The following is a 21503-nucleotide window of genomic DNA, read 5'->3' as shown; positions in this document are numbered from 1 at the left end:
GGCGGCAAGGCTCTAGGCTTTGCCACGACATCAACGGCGAGAGGGGCCCCCATGCGTATTCTATTCACCGGCGGCAGCGGCAAGGCGGGGCGGCATGTGATCCCCTATCTGATGGATCAGGGGCATCAGGTGTTGAACGTGGACCAGCAGCCGCTGGATCACCCCGGCGTTGACAACCGCATTGCCGATATCACCGATGCGGGCCAGATGCATGATGTGATGCATAGTCTGATGAATCTGGGCGAACTGGATGAGGGCACCGGCGTGCAGGGGTTTGACGCCATTGTGCATTTCGCCGCCGTGCCGCGCATCCTGATCACGTCGGATACAGAGGTGTTTCGGGTAAATACGCTTGGCACCTATCATGTCATTGATGCTGCCGTGAAGGCGGGGGTGCCCAAGATCATCTTTGCCTCATCCGAGACGACCTATGGCATCTGCTTTGCCCAGGGGGAGCGTAAGCCCGACTATATCCCCGTCGATGAAGAGCATCCGACCGTGCCCGAAGACAGCTATGCCATGTCCAAGGTCTGCAACGAGGCGACGGCGCGCAGCTTTCAGGCGCGCACGGGGGCGGATATCTACGGGTTGAGAATCAACAACGTGATCGAAACGCATGAATACGCCAGCCTTTTCCCCGGCTTCATTCACGACCCCGATCAACGGCGGCGCAATATCTTCGCCTATATCGATGTCCGCGATCTGGGGCAGTTGGTGCAGCGCTGTCTTGATGTGGACGGCTTAGGCTACGAGGTGTTCAATGTGGCCAACGCCGACACCTCTGTCGCCGCACAAACCTCTGACTTGATTGATCGCTACTATAAAGACGTGCGCCAGACCCGCGATATGGGCCAGTTCGAGACATTCTACAGCATCGAAAAGTCGCGTGACCTGTTGGGGTTCGCGCCGCAGCACAGCTGGCGCGAGAGCCGCGATCTGCTGGAAAAATAGCGCCAATCACGCGGGCGCGGGCAGGGTGTGCCGCGCCCCACGACAGGATGACGCAAATATGGCGGGCTCGGTTGACCCTGACCGGACAGCGGAGTAAACCGACCAAAGCCAATAGTGCCGTTTGGCTGACAGGGCGCGTGGCGCGTCGCATACGCAAAAGGAGCTTCCCCTTGGACGACATGATGCGGGAATACCTGCCGATCCTACTTTTTCTAGCCGTGGCGATTGTCCTTGGCATTGTTTTGATCCTGGCCGCCGTCGTGCTGGCCGTGCGCAACCCGGACCCTGAAAAAGTGTCGGCCTATGAATGCGGGTTCAACGCCTTTGACGACGCCCGGATGAAATTTGACGTGCGGTTCTACCTCGTGTCGATCCTGTTCATCATCTTTGACCTCGAAATCGCTTTCCTCTTCCCCTGGGCCGTGGCCTTTCAGGACGTGAGCATGGCCGGTTTCTGGTCGATGATGGTCTTTCTTGCCGTGCTGACCGCCGGCTTTGCATATGAGTGGAAAAAGGGAGCACTGGAATGGCAGTAGCAGCCGCCGGGGCCAATGTGGCCGGGATGGACCGCGATGTGGCCACCCAGAACCTGAACAAGGAACTGCAGGACAAGGGCTTCCTGCTGACCTCGACCGAAGACATCATCAACTGGGCCCGTACCGGCTCGCTGCACTGGATGACTTTTGGTCTGGCCTGCTGCGCCGTCGAGATGATGCACACCTCGATGCCGCGCTACGATCTGGAGCGTTTTGGCACCGCGCCACGCGCGTCTCCACGTCAGTCCGACCTGATGATTGTTGCGGGCACGCTGACCAACAAGATGGCACCGGCCCTGCGCAAGGTCTATGACCAGATGCCGGAACCACGCTATGTGATCTCTATGGGGTCTTGCGCCAATGGCGGCGGCTATTACCACTACAGCTATTCCGTTGTGCGCGGCTGTGACCGTGTCGTGCCTGTCGATGTCTATGTGCCCGGCTGCCCGCCCACGGCAGAGGCGTTGCTGTATGGTATCATGCAGCTGCAGCGCAAAATCCGCCGCACCGGCACAATTGTTCGCTAAGGGGCTGATATGTCAGAACAACTGAACGAACTTGGCGCGTATATCGAAGCAAAACGCCCCGACTGTATCCTCGGCTGGGACATCGCCTTTGACGAGCTGAACATGGATGTCACCCAGGCCAATCTGCCCGGTCTGGTGGAATTTATCAAAAGCGACGCGACCTGCCGTTTCTCCTCGCTGGTGGATATCACCGCGGTGGATTACCCGGGCCGCGCCAAACGCTTTGATGTCGTCTATCATTTTCTGTCGATGTACCAAAACCAGCGCATCCGCTTGCGCGTCGCCGCGCGCGAAGAGGATATGGTCCCCTCGATCGTCGATATCCACCCGTCGGCCAACTGGTTCGAACGCGAGGTCTTTGACATGTTCGGCATCATCTTTGCCGGCCACCCCGACCTGCGTCGCCTGCTGACCGACTACGGGTTCCGCGGCTACCCGCTGCGCAAGGATTTCCCGACTACCGGCTATACCGAAGTCCGCTATGACGAGACGGAAAAGCGCGTGGTCTATGAACCCGTGAGCCTCGTTCAGGAATATCGCCAGTTCGACTTTATGTCGCCTTGGGAAGGGGCTGAATATATTCTGCCGGGCGATGAAAAGCCGGAGGCAAAATAATGGGGGGCATGTGGTGGTTCATACTGTCTGCCCTCACAATCATCCCGATGGTCAAGCTGTTGCCGTTTTTCGGGATCAATAAATACTGGTCTGTTGCCTGTATCGTGCCTTTGGGCACCGTCGCCCTTCTGTGGTGGATGGGCGTCAAACTGACCGAGCTGGAGCGTAAATGATGGACGGCACCAAAGGTTTCGAAGACGCCCTGACCGGCGAGCAGAAGATCCGCAACTTCAACATCAACTTCGGCCCGCAACACCCTGCGGCGCACGGGGTTCTGCGTCTGGTTCTCGAACTCGACGGCGAGATCGTCGAACGTTGCGATCCGCACATCGGCCTGCTGCACCGTGGCACCGAAAAGCTGATGGAAAGCCGCACCTACCTGCAGAACCTGCCGTATTTCGACCGGCTGGATTACGTGGCCCCGATGAACCAGGAACACGCCTGGTGTCTGGCCATCGAAAAGCTGACCGGTGTCGAAGTGCCCCGTCGTGCCTCGCTGATCCGCGTGCTCTATTCTGAAATTGGCCGCATCCTGTCCCACCTGTTGAACGTCACCACACAGGCGATGGACGTGGGCGCGCTGACACCGCCGCTCTGGGGCTTTGAAGAACGCGAAGATCTGATGATCTTCTACGAACGCGCCTGCGGTGCCCGTCTGCACGCGGCCTATTTCCGCCCCGGCGGGGTCCACCAGGATCTGCCGCCCGCGCTGCTTGATGATATCGAGGCATGGACCCACAAGTTCCTGTCGGGCTTCATGGTCGACGTGGATCAGCTGCTGACAGAAAACCGGATCTTCAAACAGCGTAACGCTGACATCGGCATCGTGTCTGAACAGGACATCCAGGATTGGGGCTTCTCGGGGGTGATGGTCCGCGGCTCTGGCCTGGCATGGGATTTGCGCCGTGCTCAGCCCTATGAATGCTACGATGAATTCGACTTCCAGATCCCGACCGGTGTGAACGGCGATTGCTATGACCGCTACCTCGTCCGGATGGAAGAAATGCGCCAGTCCACCTACATCATCCAGCAAGCCATCGAAAAGCTGCGCGCGCCTGAAGGACAGGGTGATGTATTGGCGCGGGGCAAGATCACGCCCCCCAGCCGGACCGCGATGAAAACCGACATGGAAAGCCTGATCCACCACTTCAAGCTCTACACCGAAGGGTTCCACGTCCCCGCCGGCGAAGTCTATTGCGCTGTCGAGGCCCCAAAGGGCGAATTCGGCGTCTACCTTGTGGCGGATGGATCGAACAAACCCTACCGTGCCAAACTTCGCGCACCCGGCTACCTGCACCTGCAAGCGATGGACTATGTCGCCAAGGGGCATCAGCTGGCGGATGTCGCGGCGATCATCGGCACCATGGACATCGTTTTCGGAGAGGTCGACCGTTGAGCCGGGTCCTCTTCATTTTGCCAAATAAACTCCCGCCGGAGGCGCCCGCCGTTTCCGCAAGAACGAAAGCCTGATCTGATGCTGCGCCGTTTGCACCCTGACCAACCGACAAGCTTTGCCTTCACCCCTGCCAACCAGGCCTGGGCCGAAGCGCAGATCACGAAGTACCCCGAAGGCCGTCAGGCCAGCGCGATCATCCCCTTGCTGTGGCGTGCGCAAGAACAGGAAGGCTGGTTGAGCCGCCCTGCAATCGAACATGTCTCTGAAATGCTGGGCATGGCCTATATCCGCGGGCTCGAGGTCGCGACATTCTACTTTATGTTCCAGCTTCAGCCTGTGGGCGAGGTCGCGCATTTCCAGATTTGCGGCACGACATCCTGCATGATCTGCGGTGCTGAAGACCTGATCGAGGTCTGCAAGGAACGGATCGCGCCCAAGGCACATCAGATCAGTGAAGACGGCAAATTCTCGTGGGAAGAAGTCGAATGTCTGGGTGCCTGTTCGAACGCGCCGATGGCGCAGATCGGCAAGGACTATTACGAAGATCTGACCGTCGACGGCTTCCGCGCCATGATCGACGAGATGGCGGCGGGGCAGGTGCCTGTACCCGGCCCGCAGAACGGGCGCTATGCCTTCTGAACCGCTGTCCGGGTTGACCAGTCTCACCGATCACGACAGCGGCAAGACACAATACAACGCCAGCGCACAACTGGCCGTGGACATCGGCGATACGCTCAAGCGCATCGATGGTACCGAAGTGCCGTTGACAGCGCCCTGGCAGGGTAAAGATGGTGCAGACAGCGCCGGTTCCGACAAGGAACAGCCTTTTGCGCGGGATGACAATATGCCACCCGAAGGCCCTGACGGTGCCCAAGGCGGTCGTACCGCCGCAGAGGAAGACGCACCACGTGATGTGGGCGATGCCTCGGATCAACGCTCCGAAGCACCGGGGGAGGCTGACGGCACCGAAGCTGTGGGCAAACCCGAAGCAGGCAGCGTCGCACCCGGCGATCCGGCCCCTGCGCCCAAAGCCTCGACCGCGGGCACCAGACAAGCATCGGTTGCAAAATCTGCAGAGGCCAATGCGGATGCGGCAGCCACCAAGCCCAAGACGCTGGATGCCCCCGAAGGCGGCGCGGCGGATGACCTCAAGATGATCAAGGGCATCGGTCCCAAGCTCGAAGCGCTGGTGAACAAGATGGGCTTTTACCACTTTAGCCAGATCGCTGACTGGGGCCCGAACGAGGTATCCTGGGTGGATCAGAACCTCGAAGGTTTCAAGGGCCGCGTGACCCGCGACAACTGGGTCGAGCAGGCGAAAAAGCTTGCTGCTGGTGAAGAAACAGAATTCTCGTCGCGCGCCACAAAAGATGGTATCTATAACACATAATAGATCATCTTGAATGGCGAACGAAGGGACGGACATGACTGATTTGACGCAAAAAGAGCAATGCAAACGCGGTTGCATGCGGTGGGGGGCCGGGGTCGGCCTTGTCCTCGCGTTGCTATTTTGGCTGGTTTTCGGCTGGGGGTTTATCGCCTCCCTGTTCCTTGGAATCATACTGGGGCTTGTGACCTTTGTGGCCCTGTCCAAACTCATGTGCGGGTCGCTTGGGGATGAGCCTATGCAGACGGCCAGCACTCCTGCGGCGGCTGCGGCCCCTGCAACGGCGGCCACAACCCAGGCGGCCAGCGCCGCACCAACCAGCGACGCCGCGGTAGAGCCTGAGCCGACGCTGGAGGCGGAACCCGCTGCCACCGAAACGGTAGAGGCTCGCCCCGAAGATACGACCGGCGGTCAGGCCGAGGCCGATGTCGGCGGTGCCGCGTCAGAGGCGACAGCGGGCACCTCGCCAGCAGCCAAAGACGAACCCGCCGCTTTCTCGGGGATCAAGCCCACGGCCAAGCTGAAGGGCCAAGAGGAACTCGCTGCGCGCAAAGGCAGCTACAAATACGAAGCCCCCGCAGCCGAGCCTGCACAGGCCAAGGCGGCTCCGGCTCCTGCGCCAGCAACAGAAGCGGCGGCGGAACCTGTCGCCTCTATCCCAGAACCAACGCCGGCTGAAACACCGCAGGCACCGGCCACCGTCAAGGGTGCTACCTCGACCCGTTCGGGGATCGCGGATATTCCAGCGGGTACTGTGGAAAGCAGCCCCGAAACGCTGGAGAAACCACGCGCTGGCGGTGCCGATAACCTCAAGCTTATCAGTGGGGTAGGGCCGAAGCTTGAACAAACGCTGAATGAGCTGGGGATCTATCACTTTGATCAGATCGCCAAATGGACCGCGGCTGAAATCGCTTGGGTTGATGCCCGCGTGCGGTTCAAAGGCCGTATTCAACGTGATGACTGGATGGCGCAGGCCAAAACCCTCGCCTCCGGTGGAGAGACCGAATTCTCCACCCGTAGTAAAAAGACCTGAGCCTGACATGGATGCCGTGTAATGACAGATAAGGAAGAAATCGCTCTGGCCCGTAAGGGCCGGATGGTCGGCCTTGTCATTGCCGGCACCATGTTGCTTTGGATCGCGGCGCAATGGCTTGCGCCGCAGTTCGGCTTGCCCGGACGCTATGCGCTGCTGTTCGACTTTGCCGCGCTGGCAGCCCTGATCTGGGCGATGGTCAATATATATCAGATGAGGCGGGCCCGCGCGGCCAGCCGTGACACATAAAGGTTAGCTTCATGCTTCAGGATCAAGACCGCATCTTTACCAATATCTACGGTATGCACGACCGCACGCTGAAAGGCGCGCAGGCGCGTGGCCATTGGGATGGCACGGCGGGCATCCTCAAGAACGGGCGCGACTGGATCATCGACCAGATGAAAGCCTCGGGGCTGCGGGGCCGTGGCGGTGCGGGCTTCCCCACCGGTCTGAAGTGGTCCTTCATGCCCAAGGAAAGCGACGGTCGCCCCAGCTATCTGGTGGTGAACGCCGATGAATCCGAGCCCGGCACCTGCAAGGACCGCGAGATCATGCGCCACGATCCGCACACGCTGATCGAGGGCTGCCTGATCGCGAGCTTCGCGATGAACGCCAACGCTTGCTACATCTACATCCGCGGCGAATACATCCGCGAGCGTGAAGCGCTGCAAGCCGCGATCGACGAGGCGTATGACGCGGGGCTTGTGGGCAAGAACGCCTGCAAATCCGGCTATGATTTCGACATCTATCTGCACCACGGGGCAGGTGCCTATATCTGTGGCGAGGAAACCGCGCTGCTGGAAAGCCTTGAAGGCAAAAAAGGCATGCCGCGGATGAAGCCGCCGTTCCCTGCGGGGGCCGGTCTTTATGGGTGCCCGACCACGGTGAACAACGTGGAATCCATCGCGGTGGTCCCGACAATCCTGCGTCGCGGTCCAGAATGGTTTTCAAGCTTTGGCCGTCCGAACAACGCAGGCACCAAGCTGTTTGCGATCTCGGGCCATGTGAATAATCCTTGCGTCGTCGAAGAAGCGATGAGCATTACCTTTGAAGAGCTGATCGAAAAGCATTGCGGCGGTATCCGTGGCGGCTGGGACAACCTCAAGGCTGTGATCCCCGGAGGGTCGTCGGTGCCGATGATCCCCGGCGCGCAGATGCGCGACGCGATCATGGATTTCGACTACCTGCGCGAACAACGCTCGGGCCTGGGGACGGCTGCGGTCATTGTGATGGATAACTCCACCGATGTGATCAAGGCGATCTGGCGTCTGGCGAAGTTCTACAAGCACGAATCCTGTGGTCAGTGTACGCCATGCCGCGAAGGGACCGGCTGGATGATGCGCGTGATGGATCGTTTGGTGCGCGGCGATGCGGAGCCTGAAGAGATCGACATGCTGCTCGACGTGACCAAGCAGGTCGAAGGGCACACGATCTGCGCCCTTGGGGATGCGGCGGCTTGGCCCATTCAGGGTCTGATCCGTCACTTCCGCGACGAGATCGAGGATCGCATCAAGCACAAACGCACCGGCCGCGTCAGCGCCGTCGCGGCGGAGTAAGCTTTGATGGAAAGCTTTGCCGCCTATAGCCACGCGCTGACTGCTTTGGCTTTTTGGGCCATTCTGATCAGTGTCCTTGGCGCGCTCTCTACCATGGGGCGCACGCCAGAGGGGCGCTGCGATTGCGGCAAGCCCAAGCGGAACTACGACGATGTGGTCTATCGCCGCGAACGCGCGTTCATGAACGCGATAGAGGCGTCGGGCCCGTTTCTGGCATCGACGCTTGCGGCGGTGCTGCTTGGCGCGCCTGTGTTTTGGGTGAACCTCTTTGCGGCGCTGTTCGTGGTGGTGCGGGTCGCGATGGCCGTGGTGCATATCGCGACAACCAACCAGCCGATGCGGTCGCTGTTCTTTATGCTGGGGCTGGTCTGTATTCTGGCCTTGGCGGTCCTGGCGATTTTCGCAGCCTTCTGAGGCACGACTGAAGAACGATAGCTTTCACCCGTTGATCGGGCAGGGGGCTGCACAAAAAGACGGGTCCGGCCACACCGGCAGAGTGAGGGAAGATGAAGCAGATTGTTCTATTTTGTATAACGGCCGCGGTCTTGGCCGGCTGTACCGCCCGCGAAGACCGTCTGGCCTTTGATGGTAAATATTTCCGCACCAAGCTGGCCAAAGTTGACGGGCAACGCGATGTCTTTACCCTGCGGGTGCGCAATGCGTCGCAGTCGATCAACGGTGCCCGCGAAGCGGCGCGCTATGAAGCGACGGTTTATTGTGTGACCAACTATGGCAGTTCGGATATCAAATGGGTCGTGGGGCCGGACACCCCGCCCGAGAATTTGCGCCTTGTGGACGACGCTTTGACGTTTCAGGGGGCTTGCCCTTCCTGACCGTTTGCGCGACATACCGCTGGCAAATGGCTGATCCGGAGATGTTATTGAATAACATCGGGGTCAGTTCCCATGTGTAGCAAGGGGCAGTCCGCCCCGCTACATGAGGAGAGTAAGATGCGTAACGTATTGATCGCCGTAACAACCGTGGCCCTGATGGCCAGCCCTGTCGCCGCAAAGCCGCCGCTGCGTGATGTACCGGCTGTTGATGATGCGCTGCTTGATCTTGGACTGGCCGACCGGATTCGCAAAGAATGCCCCGATATCTCGGCCCGTATGATCCGCGCACTCAGCTATTTGAACAATGTGCACAATACGGCGAAATCTTTGGGCTATACGTCGGACGAAATTGACGCCTACCGCAAAAGCGATGCTGAAAAGGCGCGCATGAAGGCCCGTGGGGCCGCATATTTAAAGGCGAAGGGGGTCGATACTTCGGACCCGCAAAGCTATTGTGCGTTAGGGCGTGCAGAAATCCAAAAATCGAGCCGGATCGGTTCGTTACTGAGAGCGAAATAAGCATATGAGCGATACCCGCAAGATCATCATTGACGGCAAGGAAGTCGAAGTCGAAGGGGCGATGACGCTCATTCAGGCGTGCGAGGAAGCAGGGGTGGAAATTCCGCGTTTCTGTTACCATGAACGTCTGTCGATTGCCGGTAACTGCCGGATGTGTCTTGTGGAGGTCGTGGGCGGCCCACCCAAGCCTGCGGCGTCCTGCGCCATGCAGGTGCGTGACTTGCGTCCTGGCCCAGAGGGCCAGCCGCCTGTCGTCAAAACCAATTCGCCCATGGTTAAAAAGGCCCGCGAGGGCGTCATGGAATTCCTGCTGATCAACCACCCGCTGGATTGCCCGATCTGCGATCAGGGCGGCGAATGTGACCTTCAGGATCAGGCGATGGCCTACGGCGTTGACTTCAGCCGCTACCGCGAGCCGAAGCGCGCGACCGAAGATCTGGATCTGGGTCCATTGGTCGAAACCCATATGACGCGCTGCATTTCCTGCACCCGTTGTGTGCGTTTCACCACCGAGGTCGCGGGCATTCACCAGATGGGCCAGACCGGCCGCGGTGAAGACGCCGAGATTACAGCCTATCTGGGGCAGACGCTCGATTCGAACCTGCAGGGCAACATCATCGACTTGTGCCCCGTGGGGGCGCTGGTCTCGAAACCCTATGCTTTCACCGCGCGGCCGTGGGAACTGTCAAAGACCGAATCGATCGACGTGATGGATGCGCTCGGGTCGAACATCCGTGTGGATACCAAAGGCCGCGAAGTCATGCGCTTCTTGCCGCGCAACCATGATGGCGTGAACGAGGAATGGATTTCCGATAAAACCCGTTTCGTCTGGGATGGTCTGCGCCGCCAACGTCTGGACACGCCCTATATTCGTGAAAACGGAAAATTGCGCAAAGCTGACTGGCCCGAAGCATTGGCCGCTGCCGCTGCTGCGATGAAGGGTAAGAAAGTCGCCGGTCTGATCGGTGACCTTGCCTCGGTCGAGGCGACATATGCGTTGAAACAACTGATCGAAGGGCAGGGCGGCGTTGTCGAATGCCGGACCGATGGCGCGAAGCTGCCTGCGGGTAACCGGTCGGGCTATGTCGGGACCGCCACGGTCGAAGATCTGGATCACGCGCAAGCCGTGATGCTGATCGGCGCAAACCCCGCGGTGGAAGCACCGGTGCTGAACGCCCGTATCCGCAAGGCATGGACCCGCGGCGCGGATGTGGCGCTGATGGGCCCAGCGGTCGATCTGACCTACGATTACGATCATCTGGGCGACAGCCCGTCGCTGCTGAATGACCTGCTGAAAAAGGACCACGCCGACATCGCCGAGAAATCCTCGGTCATCGTTGTGGGCATGGGGGCCTTGGCGCGCGAAGACGGGGCAGAGGTTCTGGCCGCTGCCATGGCGCTGGCCGAGGCGACGCAATCCGGCTTTATGGTCTTGCACACTGCCGCATCCCGTGTGGGTGCGATGGATGTCGGTGCCGTTGCCGAAAATGGCATCAACGATGTGCTGGCCGCCGATGTGATCTATAACCTCGGGGCCGATGAGGGCGACATTCCTGCTGGCCCCTTCGTGATCTATCAAGGCTCGCACGGGGATCGCGGCGCGCACCGTGCCGATATCATCCTGCCCGGTGCCGCCTATACGGAAGAGGGCGGTTTGTTCGTCAATACCGAAGGCCGTCCGCAGCTTGCCGCGCGCGCCAGCTTTGCCCCCGGTCAGGCCAAGGAAAACTGGGCCATCCTGCGCGCGCTGAGTGCCGAGCTGGACGCCAAGCTGCCGTTCGATTCGCTTGCAGCATTGCGCAAGGCGCTGGTCGCTGATGTCCCGCATCTGGGAAATATCGATCAGGTCGCTGAAAACGCATGGCAGCCGGTGGCGCAGGGCAGCTTGGGCGACAGCCCGTTGCGCTTTGCGATTGCCGATTTCTACCTGTCCAACCCCATCGCCCGCGCCAGCCAGTTGATGGCAGAACTTTCGGCCAACGCCAAAGCCCGCCGCGAAAAACCACTGGCGGCGGAGTGAGGATTTTGGGGATGATGTTGCCTTTGGCTCTGGGTGCCTGCGAGACGCAAGCGCCCATGGCCGAAGATTTCATTCCCGAGTATCGCGGTGTTGAAACCAAACTGCTGGACGGGGATCTTGTCCAGTTCGACGTGGCGATGACCAAAGCGCAGTCATCCGAGAATGTAGCGGAATACGCGGAATGTGCCGCGGCGCGCTATACTTTGATCCGGGGCTTTGGTTTTGCCCGCCACGTGCGTACAAATGTTGAGATCGAGGGTGGTGTCTGGCACGCAGATGCTGTTTACACCATCTCGCCGAGCCTGCCTGCGGGCTTGAAGACAATAGATGCTGAAGTGACCGTGCAGAACTGCATGGAAAAAGGCATACCGACGGTGTGAGGACCTATGGCTGACTTCTTTTTCAACACCACGCTGGGGACGATCCTGCTGATTATTGGCCAGATTTTCCTTGTTGTGATTCCCCTGCTTCTTGCCCTTGCGTTCCTGATGTACGCTGACCGGAAAATCTGGGCGTCGGTACAGCTGCGCCGCGGCCCGAACGTTGTAGGCATCTACGGTCTGCTGCAATCCTTTGCGGATTTCGCGAAATACATCGTCAAAGAGGTGGTCGTGCCCGCCGGTGCTGACCGCGCCGTGTTCTTCATGGCCCCGATGGTCACATTGGTTATGGCGCTGGTTGCCTGGGCGGTGATCCCGTTCAACGACGGTTGGGTCCTGTCGAACATCAACGTCGCGATCCTTTATGTCTTCGCGGTCTCGTCGCTTGAAGTCTATGGCGTGATCATGGGCGGGTGGGCGTCAAACTCCAAATACCCGTTTCTGGGCTCGCTGCGCTCTGCCGCGCAGATGATCTCTTACGAGGTGTCGATCGGCCTGATCATCATCGGCGTCGTCATCAGCTCTGGCTCGTTGAACTTCGGGGACATCGTGCTGTCGCAAAGCGGCGACTACGGTCTGCTGAACTGGTACTGGCTACCGCACTTCCCGATGCTGATCCTGTTCTTCATCTCGGCGCTGGCCGAAACCAACCGCCCGCCGTTCGACCTTCCCGAAGCGGAATCGGAACTGGTTGCCGGGTATCAGGTCGAATATTCCTCCACGCCCTTCTTGCTGTTCATGATCGGTGAACTGGTCGCCGTGGTGCTGATGTGCGCGCTGATCTCGCTGATGTTCTTTGGCGGTTGGCTGTCGCCGATCCCGGGCCTGCCGGACGGCATCTTCTGGATGGTCGCCAAAATGGGGCTGGTGTTCTTCTTCTTCTCGTTGGTCAAGGCGATCACCCCGCGGTACCGCTATGACCAGCTGATGCGTCTGGGATGGAAAGTGTTCCTGCCGTTCAGCCTGTTCTGGGTTGTCTTCGTATCCTTCGCCGCGAAATTCGATTGGTTCTGGGGTATCTATGCCCGTTGGACAGTAGGGGGCTGATATGGCTAACACCGACTATACCCGTCACGCGAAATACTTCCTGCTGCAGGATTTCTATCAAGGCTTGAAGCTGGGCATTAAGTATATGTTCAAGCCCAAGGCGACGATCAACTACCCGCATGAAAAGGGCCCGCTGAGCCCTCGGTTCCGTGGGGAGCACGCCCTGCGCCGCTATCCCAACGGGGAAGAGCGTTGCATCGCGTGCAAACTGTGCGAAGCGGTGTGCCCGGCGCAGGCGATCACCATCGACGCGGAACCGCGCGATGATGGCAGCCGCCGCACCACGCGCTATGACATCGACATGACCAAATGCATTTATTGCGGTTTTTGTCAGGAAGCCTGCCCGGTTGACGCGATTGTCGAGGGGCCGAACTTTGAATTCTCGACCGAGACCCGCGAAGAGCTGTTCTACGACAAGGCCAAGCTGCTGGACAACGGCGAACGCTGGGAAGCTGAAATCGCGCGCAACCTCGAACTGGACGCGCCGTACCGATGACCGACAGCCAGAACCCTTTTGAAGAGATGATGCGTCAGATGCAGGATATGGCCAAGGCCTTTCCTGCAATGGATGCGTTTTCCCCCAAAGGGTTCGAGGCGATGATGGGCAAGATGCCCAAAGACATGATGGAAACGTTTTTTGGCAATACGATGAACCCCAACGGGTTGGATGCCAAAACACGGATGTTGCTGACGATTTCGGGGCTGACCATGCAGGGTGCCCAGAATGACGTGGCGCTGCGTCAGGCCGTGATCCACGCGGTAGAGGCAGGGGCCCACAAGCAGCAAGTGATAGAGACGATCGGGCAGATGGCGGTTTTCGCCGGCATCCCCGCCATGACCCGCGCAATGGAAATCGCGCAGGGTGTTTTGGATGACAAGGAAGGTGACGCATGAGCGTTTTCGCATTTTACCTCTTCGCGATCAGCGTGATCGCTGGCGGGCTGTTCACTGTGATCAGCCGCAACCCCGTGCATTCGGTGCTGTGGTTGATCCTGTCCTTCCTCAGCGCGGCGGGGCTTTTCGTGCTGCTCAACGCCGAATTCGTCGCGATGCTGCTGATCATCGTCTATGTCGGCGCGGTCGCGGTGCTGTTCCTGTTCGTTGTCATGATGCTTGATGTCGATTTCGCCGAGCTCAAGGCCGAAATGGCGCGCTATATGCCTCTAGCCCTGCTGATCGGTCTGGTGATCTTGATGCAATTCGTGATGGCGTTCGGCGCATGGGATGCGAACTCTGCCGCCGAAGGGCTGCGCACGCAGGTGATCACCGACGAGGTGCATAATACCGCTGCATTGGGCCTGATCCTTTATGATCAATACTTCCTGCTGTTCCAGCTGTCGGGTCTGATCCTGCTGGTCGCGATGATCGGGGCGATTGTGCTGACGCTGCGCCACCGTGCGGATGTGAAACGCCAGAACGTGGTCGATCAGATGATGCGTGATCCGAAGCTGGCGATGAAACTGAATGATGTGAAACCCGGGCAGGGCCTTTAAGCGGCCTGCCCAATCAAGGATGTGATCCATGTCACGTAATACAATTGTGGTGCTTGTCGTGGTTTTGATCGTGGTCGTGGGCGGCTACAGCATTTTCTAGATGCGACGGGATCGGGATGGAAACATCTCGCGACAAGAACTAAAGAACGCCTGAAACGGGCAAAAGAACCGAGGGACGACATGATCGGAATTGAACATTACCTGACAGTAGCGGCGACGCTGTTTGTCATTGGCATTTTCGGGCTATTCCTGAACCGCAAGAACATCATCATCATGTTGATGTCGATCGAGCTTATGCTCTTGGCGGTGAACATCAACTTTGTCGCCTTCTCCTATTATCTGGGTGATTTGGTGGGGCAGGTGTTCACGCTGTTCGTCCTGACCGTCGCTGCGGCAGAGGCCGCAATCGGGCTGGCCATTCTGGTCTGCTTCTTCCGCAATCGGGGTACGATCGCGGTTGAAGATGTCAACGTGATGAAGGGCTAAGATCATGGAAACGATCATTCTTTTCGCACCACTTGTCGGTGCATTGATCTGTGGTTTCGGCTGGAAGCTGATCGGGGAGAAGACCGGCCAATATGTGGCAACGGCTCTGCTGTTCCTCGCGGCACTGCTAAGCTGGATCGTGTTCCTTTCGTTTGACGGTGAAACACAGCACATCCAGATCCTGCGCTGGATTGAAAGCGGCAGCCTGTCGACCGATTGGGCGATCCGTCTCGACCGTCTGACCGCGATCATGCTGATCGTGATCACGACGGTCTCCAGCCTCGTGCACCTGTATTCCTTCGGCTACATGGCCCATGACGAGAATTTCTCGGACGCCGAACCCTATCGCGCCCGTTTCTTCGCCTATCTGTCGTTCTTCACCTTCGCGATGCTGATGCTGGTGACATCTGACAACCTTGTGCAGATGTTCTTTGGCTGGGAAGGCGTGGGCGTCGCATCCTATCTGTTGATCGGCTTCTACTATAAGAAGCCCTCGGCAAATGCGGCGGCGATCAAGGCGTTTGTGGTCAACCGTGTCGGTGACTTCGGCTTTTCCCTTGGTATCTTTGGCCTGTTCTATCTGACCAACTCGATCAAGTTCGACGATGTCTTCGCCGCAACCCCCGAGCTGGCGGAAACCACCGTTGGTTTCCTTTGGGCCGACTGGAACGCCGCGAACCTGATCGCGATCCTGCTGTTCATCGGTGCGATGGGTAAATCGGCGCAGCTCTTCCTGCACACATGGTTGCCCGACGCGATGGAAGGCCCGACGCCTGTGTCGGCGCTGATCCACGCCGCGACGATGGTGACGGCCGGTGTTTTCCTCGTCTGCCGCATGTCCCCGTTGATGGAGGTCGCCCCCGAGGCAATGACTTTCGTCACCTTCCTTGGGGCCACCACCGCCTTTGTCGCCGCGACAATCGGTCTGGTGCAGAACGACATCAAACGCGTCATCGCCTATTCGACCATGTCGCAGCTTGGGTATATGTTCGTGGCTGCTGGCGTTGGCATGTATTCTGCCGCGATGTTCCACCTGTTCACCCATGCGTTCTTCAAGGCGATGTTGTTCTTGGGGGCGGGGTCGGTGATCCACGCGATGCACCACGAGCAGGATATGCGTAACTATGGCGCGCTGCGTAAGAAAATCCCCTATACGTTCTGGGCGATGATGATCGGTACGCTGGCCATTACCGGTGTCGGTATTCCGTTGACGCATTTCGGCTTCGCGGGCTTCCTGTCCAAGGATGCGATCATCGAAAGCGCCTGGGGTGGCGGGTCCATGTATGGCTTCTGGATGCTGGTGATCGCGGCTGCGATGACAAGCTTCTACAGCTGGCGCCTGATGCTCCTGACCTTCTTTGGCAAGGCGCGCGGCGACAAGCATACCCATGACCACGCACATGAAAGCCCGATGGTCATGCTGGTGCCGCTTGGCGTGTTGAGCCTTGGCGCGATCTTTGCGGGTATGATCTGGTACAACAGCTTCTTTGGCCACGCCGAGGATGTGGGCGAGTTCTATGGCATCCCCATGGCCGAGATGGCCGCCGGGGGTGAAACCCATGTTGAGGGGGCGGAAGACAGCCACGCCGACGCAGGTGACCATGCTGAAGACGGCCACGGTGCCGATGCCGGTCACCACGGTCCCGCCTTCGCCGGTGCACCGGGCGAGGGGGCATTGTATATCGCACCCGACAACCACGTTCTGGACGACGCCCACGCCGCACCGGCATGGGTCAAGGTCAGCCCGTTTATCGCGATGGTCTTTGGCCTTGTGATGGCCCTGTGGTTCTACATCTGGAACCCGACCCTGCCGTCGCGTCTGGCGGCGAACCAACGGCCGCTTTATCTGTTCTTGCTGAACAAATGGTATTTCGACGAGCTGTATAACGTGATCTTCGTCAAACCCGCGATGGCCATCGGTCGCTTCTTCTGGAAGCGCGGGGACGGCAATGTGATCGACGGCACGCTGAACGGTGTCGCTATGGGGATCATCCCGTTCCTCACCCGACTGGCAGGGCGCGCGCAGTCCGGCTATATCTTTACCTACGCCTTTGCCATGGTGATCGGCATCGCGGTCCTTGTGACCTGGATGACGATGAGCGGGGGGGCACACTAATGGATCATCACTTGCTTTCCATCATTACCTTCATGCCCAGCTTTGCGGCGCTTATTCTGGCTGTGTTCCTGCGGGGCGATGACGCCGCAGCGGGGCGCAATGCAAAGTGGCTCGCACTGATCACGACGACGGTCACCTTCCTGATCTCGCTGTTCATCCTGTTCGACTTCGACCCGTCCAACACCGGGTTCCAGTTCGTCGACGAGGCGCAGTGGCTGATGGGCCTGAAATATCGCCTGGGCGTTGACGGGATTTCGATCCTTTTCGTGATGCTGACCACCTTTATGATGCCACTGGTCATTGCTGCCAGCTGGAACGTAGAGACGCGGGTCAAGGAATATATGATCGCCTTCCTGCTGCTGGAAACGCTGATGCTCGGCGTGTTCATGGCGCTGGATCTGGTGCTCTTCTACCTCTTCTTCGAAGCAGGTCTGATCCCGATGTTCCTGATCATCGGCATCTGGGGCGGGGCGAACCGCATTTACGCTTCGTTCAAGTTCTTCCTCTACACCTTCCTCGGATCCGTCCTGATGCTGGTGGCGATGGTGATGATGTACGCGGATGCCGGCACGACCTGTATTGGCGGATGCGAGGTCAGCTTGCTGACCCATACCTTTGCCTCCGACAGCTTCTCGATTGCGGGGATCACCGTGGTCGGCGGTTTGCAGACCATGATGTTCCTGGCGTTCTTTGCCAGCTTCGCGGTGAAAATGCCGATGTGGCCGGTGCACACATGGTTGCCGGACGCGCACGTTCAGGCCCCGACAGCCGGTTCCGTGGTGCTGGCGGCGATCCTGCTGAAAATGGGCGGCTACGGATTCTTGCGCTTCTCGGTGCCAATGTTCCCTGTGGGGGCAGATGTGATGGCCCCGCTGGTGCTGTGGATGTCGGCGATCGCGATTGTCTATACCTCGCTGGTGGCGCTGGTGCAGGAAGACATGAAAAAGCTCATCGCCTATTCCTCGGTCGCGCATATGGGTTTCGTGACCATGGGTATCTTTACCTTCAACCAGCAGGGGCTGGATGGCGCGATCTTCCAGATGATCAGCCACGGCTTCATCTCGGCTGCGTTGTTCCTCTGTGTCGGTGTGATCTATGACCGGATGCACACCCGCGAGATTGACGCCTATGGCGGTCTGGTGAACCGGATGCCTGCCTATGCGCTGGTGTTCATGTTCTTCACCATGGCCAACGTCGGTCTGCCGGGGACATCGGGCTTTGTCGGGGAATTCCTGACGCTGATGGGCACGTTCCAGGTGAACACCTGGGTCGCGGCGGTAGCCACCTCCGGGGTGATCTTCTCGGCGGCCTATGCGCTGTGGCTCTATCGCCGCGTGGTGATGGGCGATCTGATCAAGGAAAGCCTGCGCACCATCACGGACATGTCGCGCCGCGAACGCTGGATCTTTGCCCCGCTGGTGGCAATGACGTTGCTGTTGGGCGTCTACCCGGCGCTGGTGCTCGACATGATCGGGCCTTCGGTTGCCGCCCTTGTTGATAGCTATGATACGGCCCTGGAGGCGGCAGGTGCCGCTGTCCAGACGGCCTCAGAATAAAGGACCGCGCGATGATTTCCGCTGATCTGAATGTCATCCTGCCCGAAATCCTGCTGGCGCTTTTCGCGATCCTGGCACTGCTTGGGGCGGTTTACACCAATAAGGACGCCGCCGCGGGGGTGATCGTCTGGGCCACGGCAATCGTGATGACGCTGCTGGCGATCTGGATCGGTATGACCAGCGGTGGCACCACGCGCATCGCCTTCAACGGTCTGTTCGTCGAAGACAGCTTTGCCCGGTTTGCCAAAGTCACCATGCTGCTCAGCGCGGCGGCGGTGCTGGCGATGTCCGAAGCCTATATGAAAAAGCGCGGGCTACTGCGGTTTGAATACCCTGTGCTGATCGCGCTGAGCGTTGTCGGCATGATGATGATGGTCAGCGCAGGCGACCTGATGACCCTTTACATGGGCCTCGAGCTGCAATCGCTGGCGCTTTATGTCGTCGCGTCTTTGCGTCGTGACAGCGTGAAATCGACCGAAGCGGGTCTGAAGTATTTCGTTCTGGGCGCTTTGTCCTCTGGTTTGCTGCTGTACGGTGTGTCGCTGGTCTATGGCTACGCCGGCACCACGCAATTCGCGGGCGTCATGAGCCTTGCAAGCGCAGGGCAGACATCGATTGGCCTGTTGTTCGGGATCGTCTTTGTCGTCTCCGGTCTGGCGTTCAAGGTTTCGGCCGTGCCGTTCCACATGTGGACGCCTGATGTCTACGAAGGCGCACCGACGCCGGTTACAGCTTTCTTCGCCACAGCCCCCAAGGTTGCCGCGATGGCGCTGTTTGCCCGTGTGCTGCATGACGCCTTCGGCAATGCCGTCGCCGACTGGAGCCAGATCGTCGCGCTGCTGTCGGTTCTGTCCATGTTCCTTGGTGCCGTTGCCGCGATTGGTCAGACCAACATCAAACGCCTGATGGCCTATTCCTCGATCGCCCACATGGGCTATGCGCTGATCGGCCTTGCTGCGGGGACTGAACTGGGTGTCAAATCCATGCTGGTCTATCTGGCGATCTACGTGACCATGAACATCGGCACCTTCGCCTTCATCCTCGGGATGGAGAAAGACGGCCAGCCGGTGACCGATATCTCGGCGTTGAACATGTATTCCAAACGCGCGCCGGGTAAGGCGCTGGCGATGCTGGTGCTGCTGTTCTCGCTTGCTGGTGTGCCGCCGATGCTGGGCTTCTTCGCCAAGCTGGGTGTCTGGCAGGCGGGTGTGGATGCGGGGCTGGTCTGGCTGGTTGTTGCCAGTGCGGTCGCCTCGGCCATCGGTGCCTATTATTACCTGCGTATCGTTTTCCTGATGTATTTCGGAGCCGAAGGCGATGACCGTCTGGACGAAGGCAAAAGCAGCCTGCTGTCGGGGTTCGTTGTTGCCTCTGCCGTGATCATGGTCGTGGGTATCCTGAACATGTTTGGCGTCGAAACTGCTGCGATCTCTGCAGCGGCGACGCTGATCAACTGATCTGCCGGTGACATCGGTGAACAATGGCGCTTCCACCGCGGGAGCAACGGGGGCCAAGGCGCAAAACGCGTCTTGGCCCGATGGCTATGGGCGGCAGGTTTTCGATAGCGTCAATTCCACCCTGAGCGAGGCGGCACGCCAAGCGAGCGAGCTGACGGGGTCCACATGGATCCTCGCGCAGGAGCAGACCGCCGCACGCGGTCGGCGCGGTCGGTCCTGGGCCACGCCACGGGGCAATTTTGCCGCGACGCTGATGATGCGCCGGTCGGAAAGCCCCTCGACCGCGGCGCTGCGCAGCTTTGTCGCCTCGCTTGCCCTGCGCCGCGCCTTTGTCGCCACCACGCGGGACGAGGGGGCATTTACCCTGAAGTGGCCCAACGACGTGCTGCTGAACGGCGGTAAGGTTGCGGGCATCCTGCTGGAAAGCATCGGTGATTTTCTGGCTATCGGAATCGGGGTGAACCTTGCCCATGCGCCCGGTGCCGATCAGGTCGAGGCAGGGGCCCTGCGCCCCGTTTCCGTCGTGGCAGAGACCGGCAAGGTCGTCCCGCCCGAGGTCTTTTTGGATGCGCTGGCGGCGGAATATGCGCAGCTGGAAACCCAGTTCCAGACCTATGGTTTTGCCCCCATCCGTACCGCGTGGTTGTCCCATGCCGCGCGTTTGGGCGAAGAGATCGTCGCGCGCACCATGAAGGACGAAACCCGTGGTGTGTTCGAAGACGTGGATGCGCAAGGCAACCTGATCCTGCGCACCCCTAAAGGCCGTGTGCCCATCACTGCGGCGGATGTATTTTTCTAAGCGCGAGCGGAGGTATGTGCCATGCTGTTGGCGATTGACTGCGGAAACACCAATACAGTCTTTTCGATCTGGGACGGGGCGCGGTTCCTCGGGACGTGGCGGACCTCTACCGAATGGCAGCGTACCTCTGACCAATATTACGTCTGGCTCAGCACGTTGATGAAGTTTCAGGGCGTCGAGGCAGATATCACCGATGTCATCATCAGCTCGACCGTGCCGCGGGTGGTGTTCAACCTGCGCGTTCTGGCGGACCGCTATTTTGACACGCGGCCCATTGTGGTGGGCAAACCCGATTGCCTGCTGCCCGTGGATGTCCGCGTTGACGAAGGCACCGCCGTGGGGCCTGACCGTCTGGTCAACACGGTGGCGGGGCATGATCTTTATGGCGGTGATCTGATCATTGTCGATTTCGGCACGGCGACGACCTTTGACGTGGTCGATACGGACGGGGCCTATATCGGCGGGGTGATTGCCCCCGGTGTGAACCTGAGCCTTGAGGCATTGCATAACGCCGCCGCGGCCTTACCTCATGTAGACATCTCGAAACCACAGGCGGTGATTGGTACAAATACCGTCTCTTGCATACAATCGGGCATTTTTTGGGGTTATGTTGGCCTCGTCCGTGAGATATGTGCCCGAATAAAGGCTGAGCGCGGCCGCGAAATGCGCGTGATTGCCACAGGCGGGCTGGCCCCGCTCTTTCAACAGACAGTCGATCTGTTTGATGCATACCAAGATGATTTGACGATGCACGGCCTGACCGTGATTTATAACTATAACAAGGATACCGCTTAGT

At 59.3% G+C, this 21503-nt stretch carries 24 protein-coding genes and 1 pseudogene; all 25 read left to right on the top strand.

Features of this window, described 5'->3' with window-relative positions; all coding sequences use genetic code 11:
• The first annotated feature begins 51 nt into the window (after positions 1-51).
• The 25 genes and pseudogenes from SJY36_RS09875 (at position 52) to SJY36_RS09755 (ending at position 21502) form a co-directional block, all read left to right on the top strand.
• Entirely contained in the window at positions 52-951 is a 900-nt protein-coding gene (locus SJY36_RS09875; protein ID WP_386174667.1) for an NAD-dependent epimerase/dehydratase family protein, read from the top strand.
• A gap of 170 nt (positions 952-1121) precedes the next feature.
• Positions 1122-1487, top strand: coding sequence for an NADH-quinone oxidoreductase subunit A (locus SJY36_RS09870; RefSeq protein WP_005854000.1), 366 nt, complete (start codon positions 1122-1124; stop codon positions 1485-1487).
• Positions 1478-2014 carry an NADH-quinone oxidoreductase subunit B family protein gene (locus SJY36_RS09865; RefSeq protein WP_005853998.1) on the top strand — a complete coding sequence of 179 codons (537 nt, stop codon included), beginning with the start codon at positions 1478-1480 and terminating at the stop codon, positions 2012-2014. The genes SJY36_RS09870 and SJY36_RS09865 overlap by 10 nt, the downstream gene beginning before the upstream one ends.
• Before the next feature lie 9 nt (positions 2015-2023).
• Positions 2024-2629: an NADH-quinone oxidoreductase subunit C gene (locus SJY36_RS09860; protein WP_037944466.1), complete on the top strand. Its 606-nt coding sequence runs from the start codon at positions 2024-2026 to the stop codon at positions 2627-2629.
• 8 nt (positions 2630-2637) lie between these two features.
• The gene (locus SJY36_RS09855; protein WP_005853995.1) at positions 2638-2802 is read left to right on the top strand and encodes a hypothetical protein; all 165 of its coding nucleotides are present in this window, start codon (positions 2638-2640) and stop codon (positions 2800-2802) included.
• Positions 2802-4025 carry an NADH-quinone oxidoreductase subunit D gene (locus tag SJY36_RS09850; protein WP_005853993.1) on the top strand — a complete coding sequence of 408 codons (1224 nt, stop codon included), beginning with the start codon at positions 2802-2804 and terminating at the stop codon, positions 4023-4025. Before SJY36_RS09855 ends, SJY36_RS09850 begins: the two co-directional genes overlap by 1 nt.
• Before the next feature lie 78 nt (positions 4026-4103).
• Positions 4104-5415: pseudogene (locus tag SJY36_RS09845) on the top strand (NADH-quinone oxidoreductase subunit E).
• Between the two features lie 34 nt (positions 5416-5449).
• Complete coding sequence (locus SJY36_RS09840; protein ID WP_386174663.1) at positions 5450-6445, top strand: endonuclease; 996 nt, start codon at positions 5450-5452, stop codon at positions 6443-6445.
• A 21-nt stretch (positions 6446-6466) separates the two neighbouring features.
• Complete coding sequence (locus tag SJY36_RS09835) at positions 6467-6694, top strand: DUF5337 domain-containing protein (RefSeq protein WP_005853987.1); 228 nt, start codon at positions 6467-6469, stop codon at positions 6692-6694.
• An 11-nt stretch (positions 6695-6705) separates the two neighbouring features.
• Positions 6706-8001 (top strand): NADH-quinone oxidoreductase subunit NuoF, encoded by a 1296-nt coding sequence (nuoF, locus tag SJY36_RS09830; RefSeq protein WP_009824861.1) that lies wholly within the window; start codon positions 6706-6708, stop codon positions 7999-8001.
• Between the two features lie 6 nt (positions 8002-8007).
• Complete coding sequence (locus SJY36_RS09825; protein WP_386174660.1) at positions 8008-8415, top strand: MAPEG family protein; 408 nt, start codon at positions 8008-8010, stop codon at positions 8413-8415.
• A 131-nt stretch (positions 8416-8546) separates the two neighbouring features.
• Positions 8547-8834 (top strand): hypothetical protein, encoded by a 288-nt coding sequence (locus SJY36_RS09820; RefSeq protein WP_386174657.1) that lies wholly within the window; start codon positions 8547-8549, stop codon positions 8832-8834.
• A gap of 117 nt (positions 8835-8951) precedes the next feature.
• On the top strand, positions 8952-9353 hold the full coding sequence (locus SJY36_RS09815; RefSeq protein WP_005853978.1) for a DUF5333 domain-containing protein: 402 nt from the start codon (positions 8952-8954) through the stop codon (positions 9351-9353).
• 4 nt (positions 9354-9357) lie between these two features.
• Positions 9358-11373 (top strand): NADH-quinone oxidoreductase subunit NuoG, encoded by a 2016-nt coding sequence (gene nuoG, locus SJY36_RS09810; protein WP_340241274.1) that lies wholly within the window; start codon positions 9358-9360, stop codon positions 11371-11373.
• 11 nt (positions 11374-11384) lie between these two features.
• Positions 11385-11753 carry a hypothetical protein gene (locus SJY36_RS09805; RefSeq protein WP_386174652.1) on the top strand — a complete coding sequence of 123 codons (369 nt, stop codon included), beginning with the start codon at positions 11385-11387 and terminating at the stop codon, positions 11751-11753.
• A 6-nt stretch (positions 11754-11759) separates the two neighbouring features.
• Positions 11760-12800, top strand: coding sequence for an NADH-quinone oxidoreductase subunit NuoH (nuoH, locus tag SJY36_RS09800; protein ID WP_386174649.1), 1041 nt, complete (start codon positions 11760-11762; stop codon positions 12798-12800).
• Position 12801: 1 nt separating this feature from the next.
• Positions 12802-13296: an NADH-quinone oxidoreductase subunit NuoI gene (gene nuoI, locus SJY36_RS09795; protein ID WP_005853971.1), complete on the top strand. Its 495-nt coding sequence runs from the start codon at positions 12802-12804 to the stop codon at positions 13294-13296.
• Positions 13293-13694, top strand: coding sequence for a carboxymuconolactone decarboxylase family protein (locus SJY36_RS09790; RefSeq protein ID WP_005853969.1), 402 nt, complete (start codon positions 13293-13295; stop codon positions 13692-13694). Before nuoI ends, SJY36_RS09790 begins: the two co-directional genes overlap by 4 nt.
• Complete coding sequence (locus SJY36_RS09785) at positions 13691-14293, top strand: NADH-quinone oxidoreductase subunit J (RefSeq protein WP_005853967.1); 603 nt, start codon at positions 13691-13693, stop codon at positions 14291-14293. The genes SJY36_RS09790 and SJY36_RS09785 overlap by 4 nt, the downstream gene beginning before the upstream one ends.
• A 180-nt stretch (positions 14294-14473) precedes the next feature.
• Positions 14474-14779 carry an NADH-quinone oxidoreductase subunit NuoK gene (gene nuoK / locus SJY36_RS09780; protein WP_005853964.1) on the top strand — a complete coding sequence of 102 codons (306 nt, stop codon included), beginning with the start codon at positions 14474-14476 and terminating at the stop codon, positions 14777-14779.
• Positions 14780-14783: 4 nt separating this feature from the next.
• Entirely contained in the window at positions 14784-16895 is a 2112-nt protein-coding gene (gene nuoL / locus SJY36_RS09775; RefSeq protein WP_386174646.1) for an NADH-quinone oxidoreductase subunit L, read from the top strand.
• Positions 16895-18451, top strand: a complete 1557-nt coding sequence (locus tag SJY36_RS09770) for an NADH-quinone oxidoreductase subunit M (RefSeq protein WP_009824853.1) — start codon at positions 16895-16897, stop codon at positions 18449-18451. Before nuoL ends, SJY36_RS09770 begins: the two co-directional genes overlap by 1 nt.
• An 11-nt stretch (positions 18452-18462) precedes the next feature.
• The gene (gene nuoN, locus SJY36_RS09765) at positions 18463-19908 is read left to right on the top strand and encodes an NADH-quinone oxidoreductase subunit NuoN (RefSeq protein ID WP_005853955.1); all 1446 of its coding nucleotides are present in this window, start codon (positions 18463-18465) and stop codon (positions 19906-19908) included.
• A gap of 7 nt (positions 19909-19915) precedes the next feature.
• On the top strand, positions 19916-20707 hold the full coding sequence (locus SJY36_RS09760; protein WP_386174641.1) for a biotin--[acetyl-CoA-carboxylase] ligase: 792 nt from the start codon (positions 19916-19918) through the stop codon (positions 20705-20707).
• Between the two features lie 21 nt (positions 20708-20728).
• On the top strand, positions 20729-21502 hold the full coding sequence (locus SJY36_RS09755; RefSeq protein ID WP_009824851.1) for a type III pantothenate kinase: 774 nt from the start codon (positions 20729-20731) through the stop codon (positions 21500-21502).
• Position 21503 lies beyond the last annotated feature (1 nt).

The organism is Sulfitobacter sp. R86518, from assembly GCF_042466275.1.
GTDB classification, from domain to species: Bacteria; Pseudomonadota; Alphaproteobacteria; order Rhodobacterales; family Rhodobacteraceae; genus Sulfitobacter; species Sulfitobacter pontiacus.
This window is presented reverse-complemented; position numbering and strand designations above follow the sequence as displayed.

What these genes read in the sequence shown, in the direction of transcription:
- SJY36_RS09875 (WP_386174667.1), top strand. Translation starts at nt 52, where the DNA reads ATGCGTATTCTATTCACCGGCGGCAGCGGCAAGGCGGGGCGGCATGTG.
- SJY36_RS09755 (WP_009824851.1), top strand. Translation starts at nt 20,729, where the DNA reads ATGCTGTTGGCGATTGACTGCGGAAACACCAATACAGTCTTTTCGATC.
- SJY36_RS09835 (WP_005853987.1), top strand. Translation starts at nt 6,467, where the DNA reads ATGACAGATAAGGAAGAAATCGCTCTGGCCCGTAAGGGCCGGATGGTC.
- SJY36_RS09840 (WP_386174663.1), top strand. Translation starts at nt 5,450, where the DNA reads ATGACTGATTTGACGCAAAAAGAGCAATGCAAACGCGGTTGCATGCGG.
- SJY36_RS09805 (WP_386174652.1), top strand. Translation starts at nt 11,385, where the DNA reads ATGATGTTGCCTTTGGCTCTGGGTGCCTGCGAGACGCAAGCGCCCATG.
- SJY36_RS09815 (WP_005853978.1), top strand. Translation starts at nt 8,952, where the DNA reads ATGCGTAACGTATTGATCGCCGTAACAACCGTGGCCCTGATGGCCAGC.
- nuoG (WP_340241274.1), top strand. Translation starts at nt 9,358, where the DNA reads ATGAGCGATACCCGCAAGATCATCATTGACGGCAAGGAAGTCGAAGTC.
- SJY36_RS09790 (WP_005853969.1), top strand. Translation starts at nt 13,293, where the DNA reads ATGACCGACAGCCAGAACCCTTTTGAAGAGATGATGCGTCAGATGCAG.
- nuoK (WP_005853964.1), top strand. Translation starts at nt 14,474, where the DNA reads ATGATCGGAATTGAACATTACCTGACAGTAGCGGCGACGCTGTTTGTC.
- SJY36_RS09850 (WP_005853993.1), top strand. Translation starts at nt 2,802, where the DNA reads ATGGACGGCACCAAAGGTTTCGAAGACGCCCTGACCGGCGAGCAGAAG.
- nuoN (WP_005853955.1), top strand. Translation starts at nt 18,463, where the DNA reads ATGATTTCCGCTGATCTGAATGTCATCCTGCCCGAAATCCTGCTGGCG.
- SJY36_RS09770 (WP_009824853.1), top strand. Translation starts at nt 16,895, where the DNA reads ATGGATCATCACTTGCTTTCCATCATTACCTTCATGCCCAGCTTTGCG.
- nuoI (WP_005853971.1), top strand. Translation starts at nt 12,802, where the DNA reads ATGGCTAACACCGACTATACCCGTCACGCGAAATACTTCCTGCTGCAG.
- SJY36_RS09855 (WP_005853995.1), top strand. Translation starts at nt 2,638, where the DNA reads ATGTGGTGGTTCATACTGTCTGCCCTCACAATCATCCCGATGGTCAAG.
- SJY36_RS09860 (WP_037944466.1), top strand. Translation starts at nt 2,024, where the DNA reads ATGTCAGAACAACTGAACGAACTTGGCGCGTATATCGAAGCAAAACGC.
- SJY36_RS09825 (WP_386174660.1), top strand. Translation starts at nt 8,008, where the DNA reads ATGGAAAGCTTTGCCGCCTATAGCCACGCGCTGACTGCTTTGGCTTTT.
- nuoF (WP_009824861.1), top strand. Translation starts at nt 6,706, where the DNA reads ATGCTTCAGGATCAAGACCGCATCTTTACCAATATCTACGGTATGCAC.
- nuoL (WP_386174646.1), top strand. Translation starts at nt 14,784, where the DNA reads ATGGAAACGATCATTCTTTTCGCACCACTTGTCGGTGCATTGATCTGT.
- nuoH (WP_386174649.1), top strand. Translation starts at nt 11,760, where the DNA reads ATGGCTGACTTCTTTTTCAACACCACGCTGGGGACGATCCTGCTGATT.
- SJY36_RS09865 (WP_005853998.1), top strand. Translation starts at nt 1,478, where the DNA reads ATGGCAGTAGCAGCCGCCGGGGCCAATGTGGCCGGGATGGACCGCGAT.
- SJY36_RS09785 (WP_005853967.1), top strand. Translation starts at nt 13,691, where the DNA reads ATGAGCGTTTTCGCATTTTACCTCTTCGCGATCAGCGTGATCGCTGGC.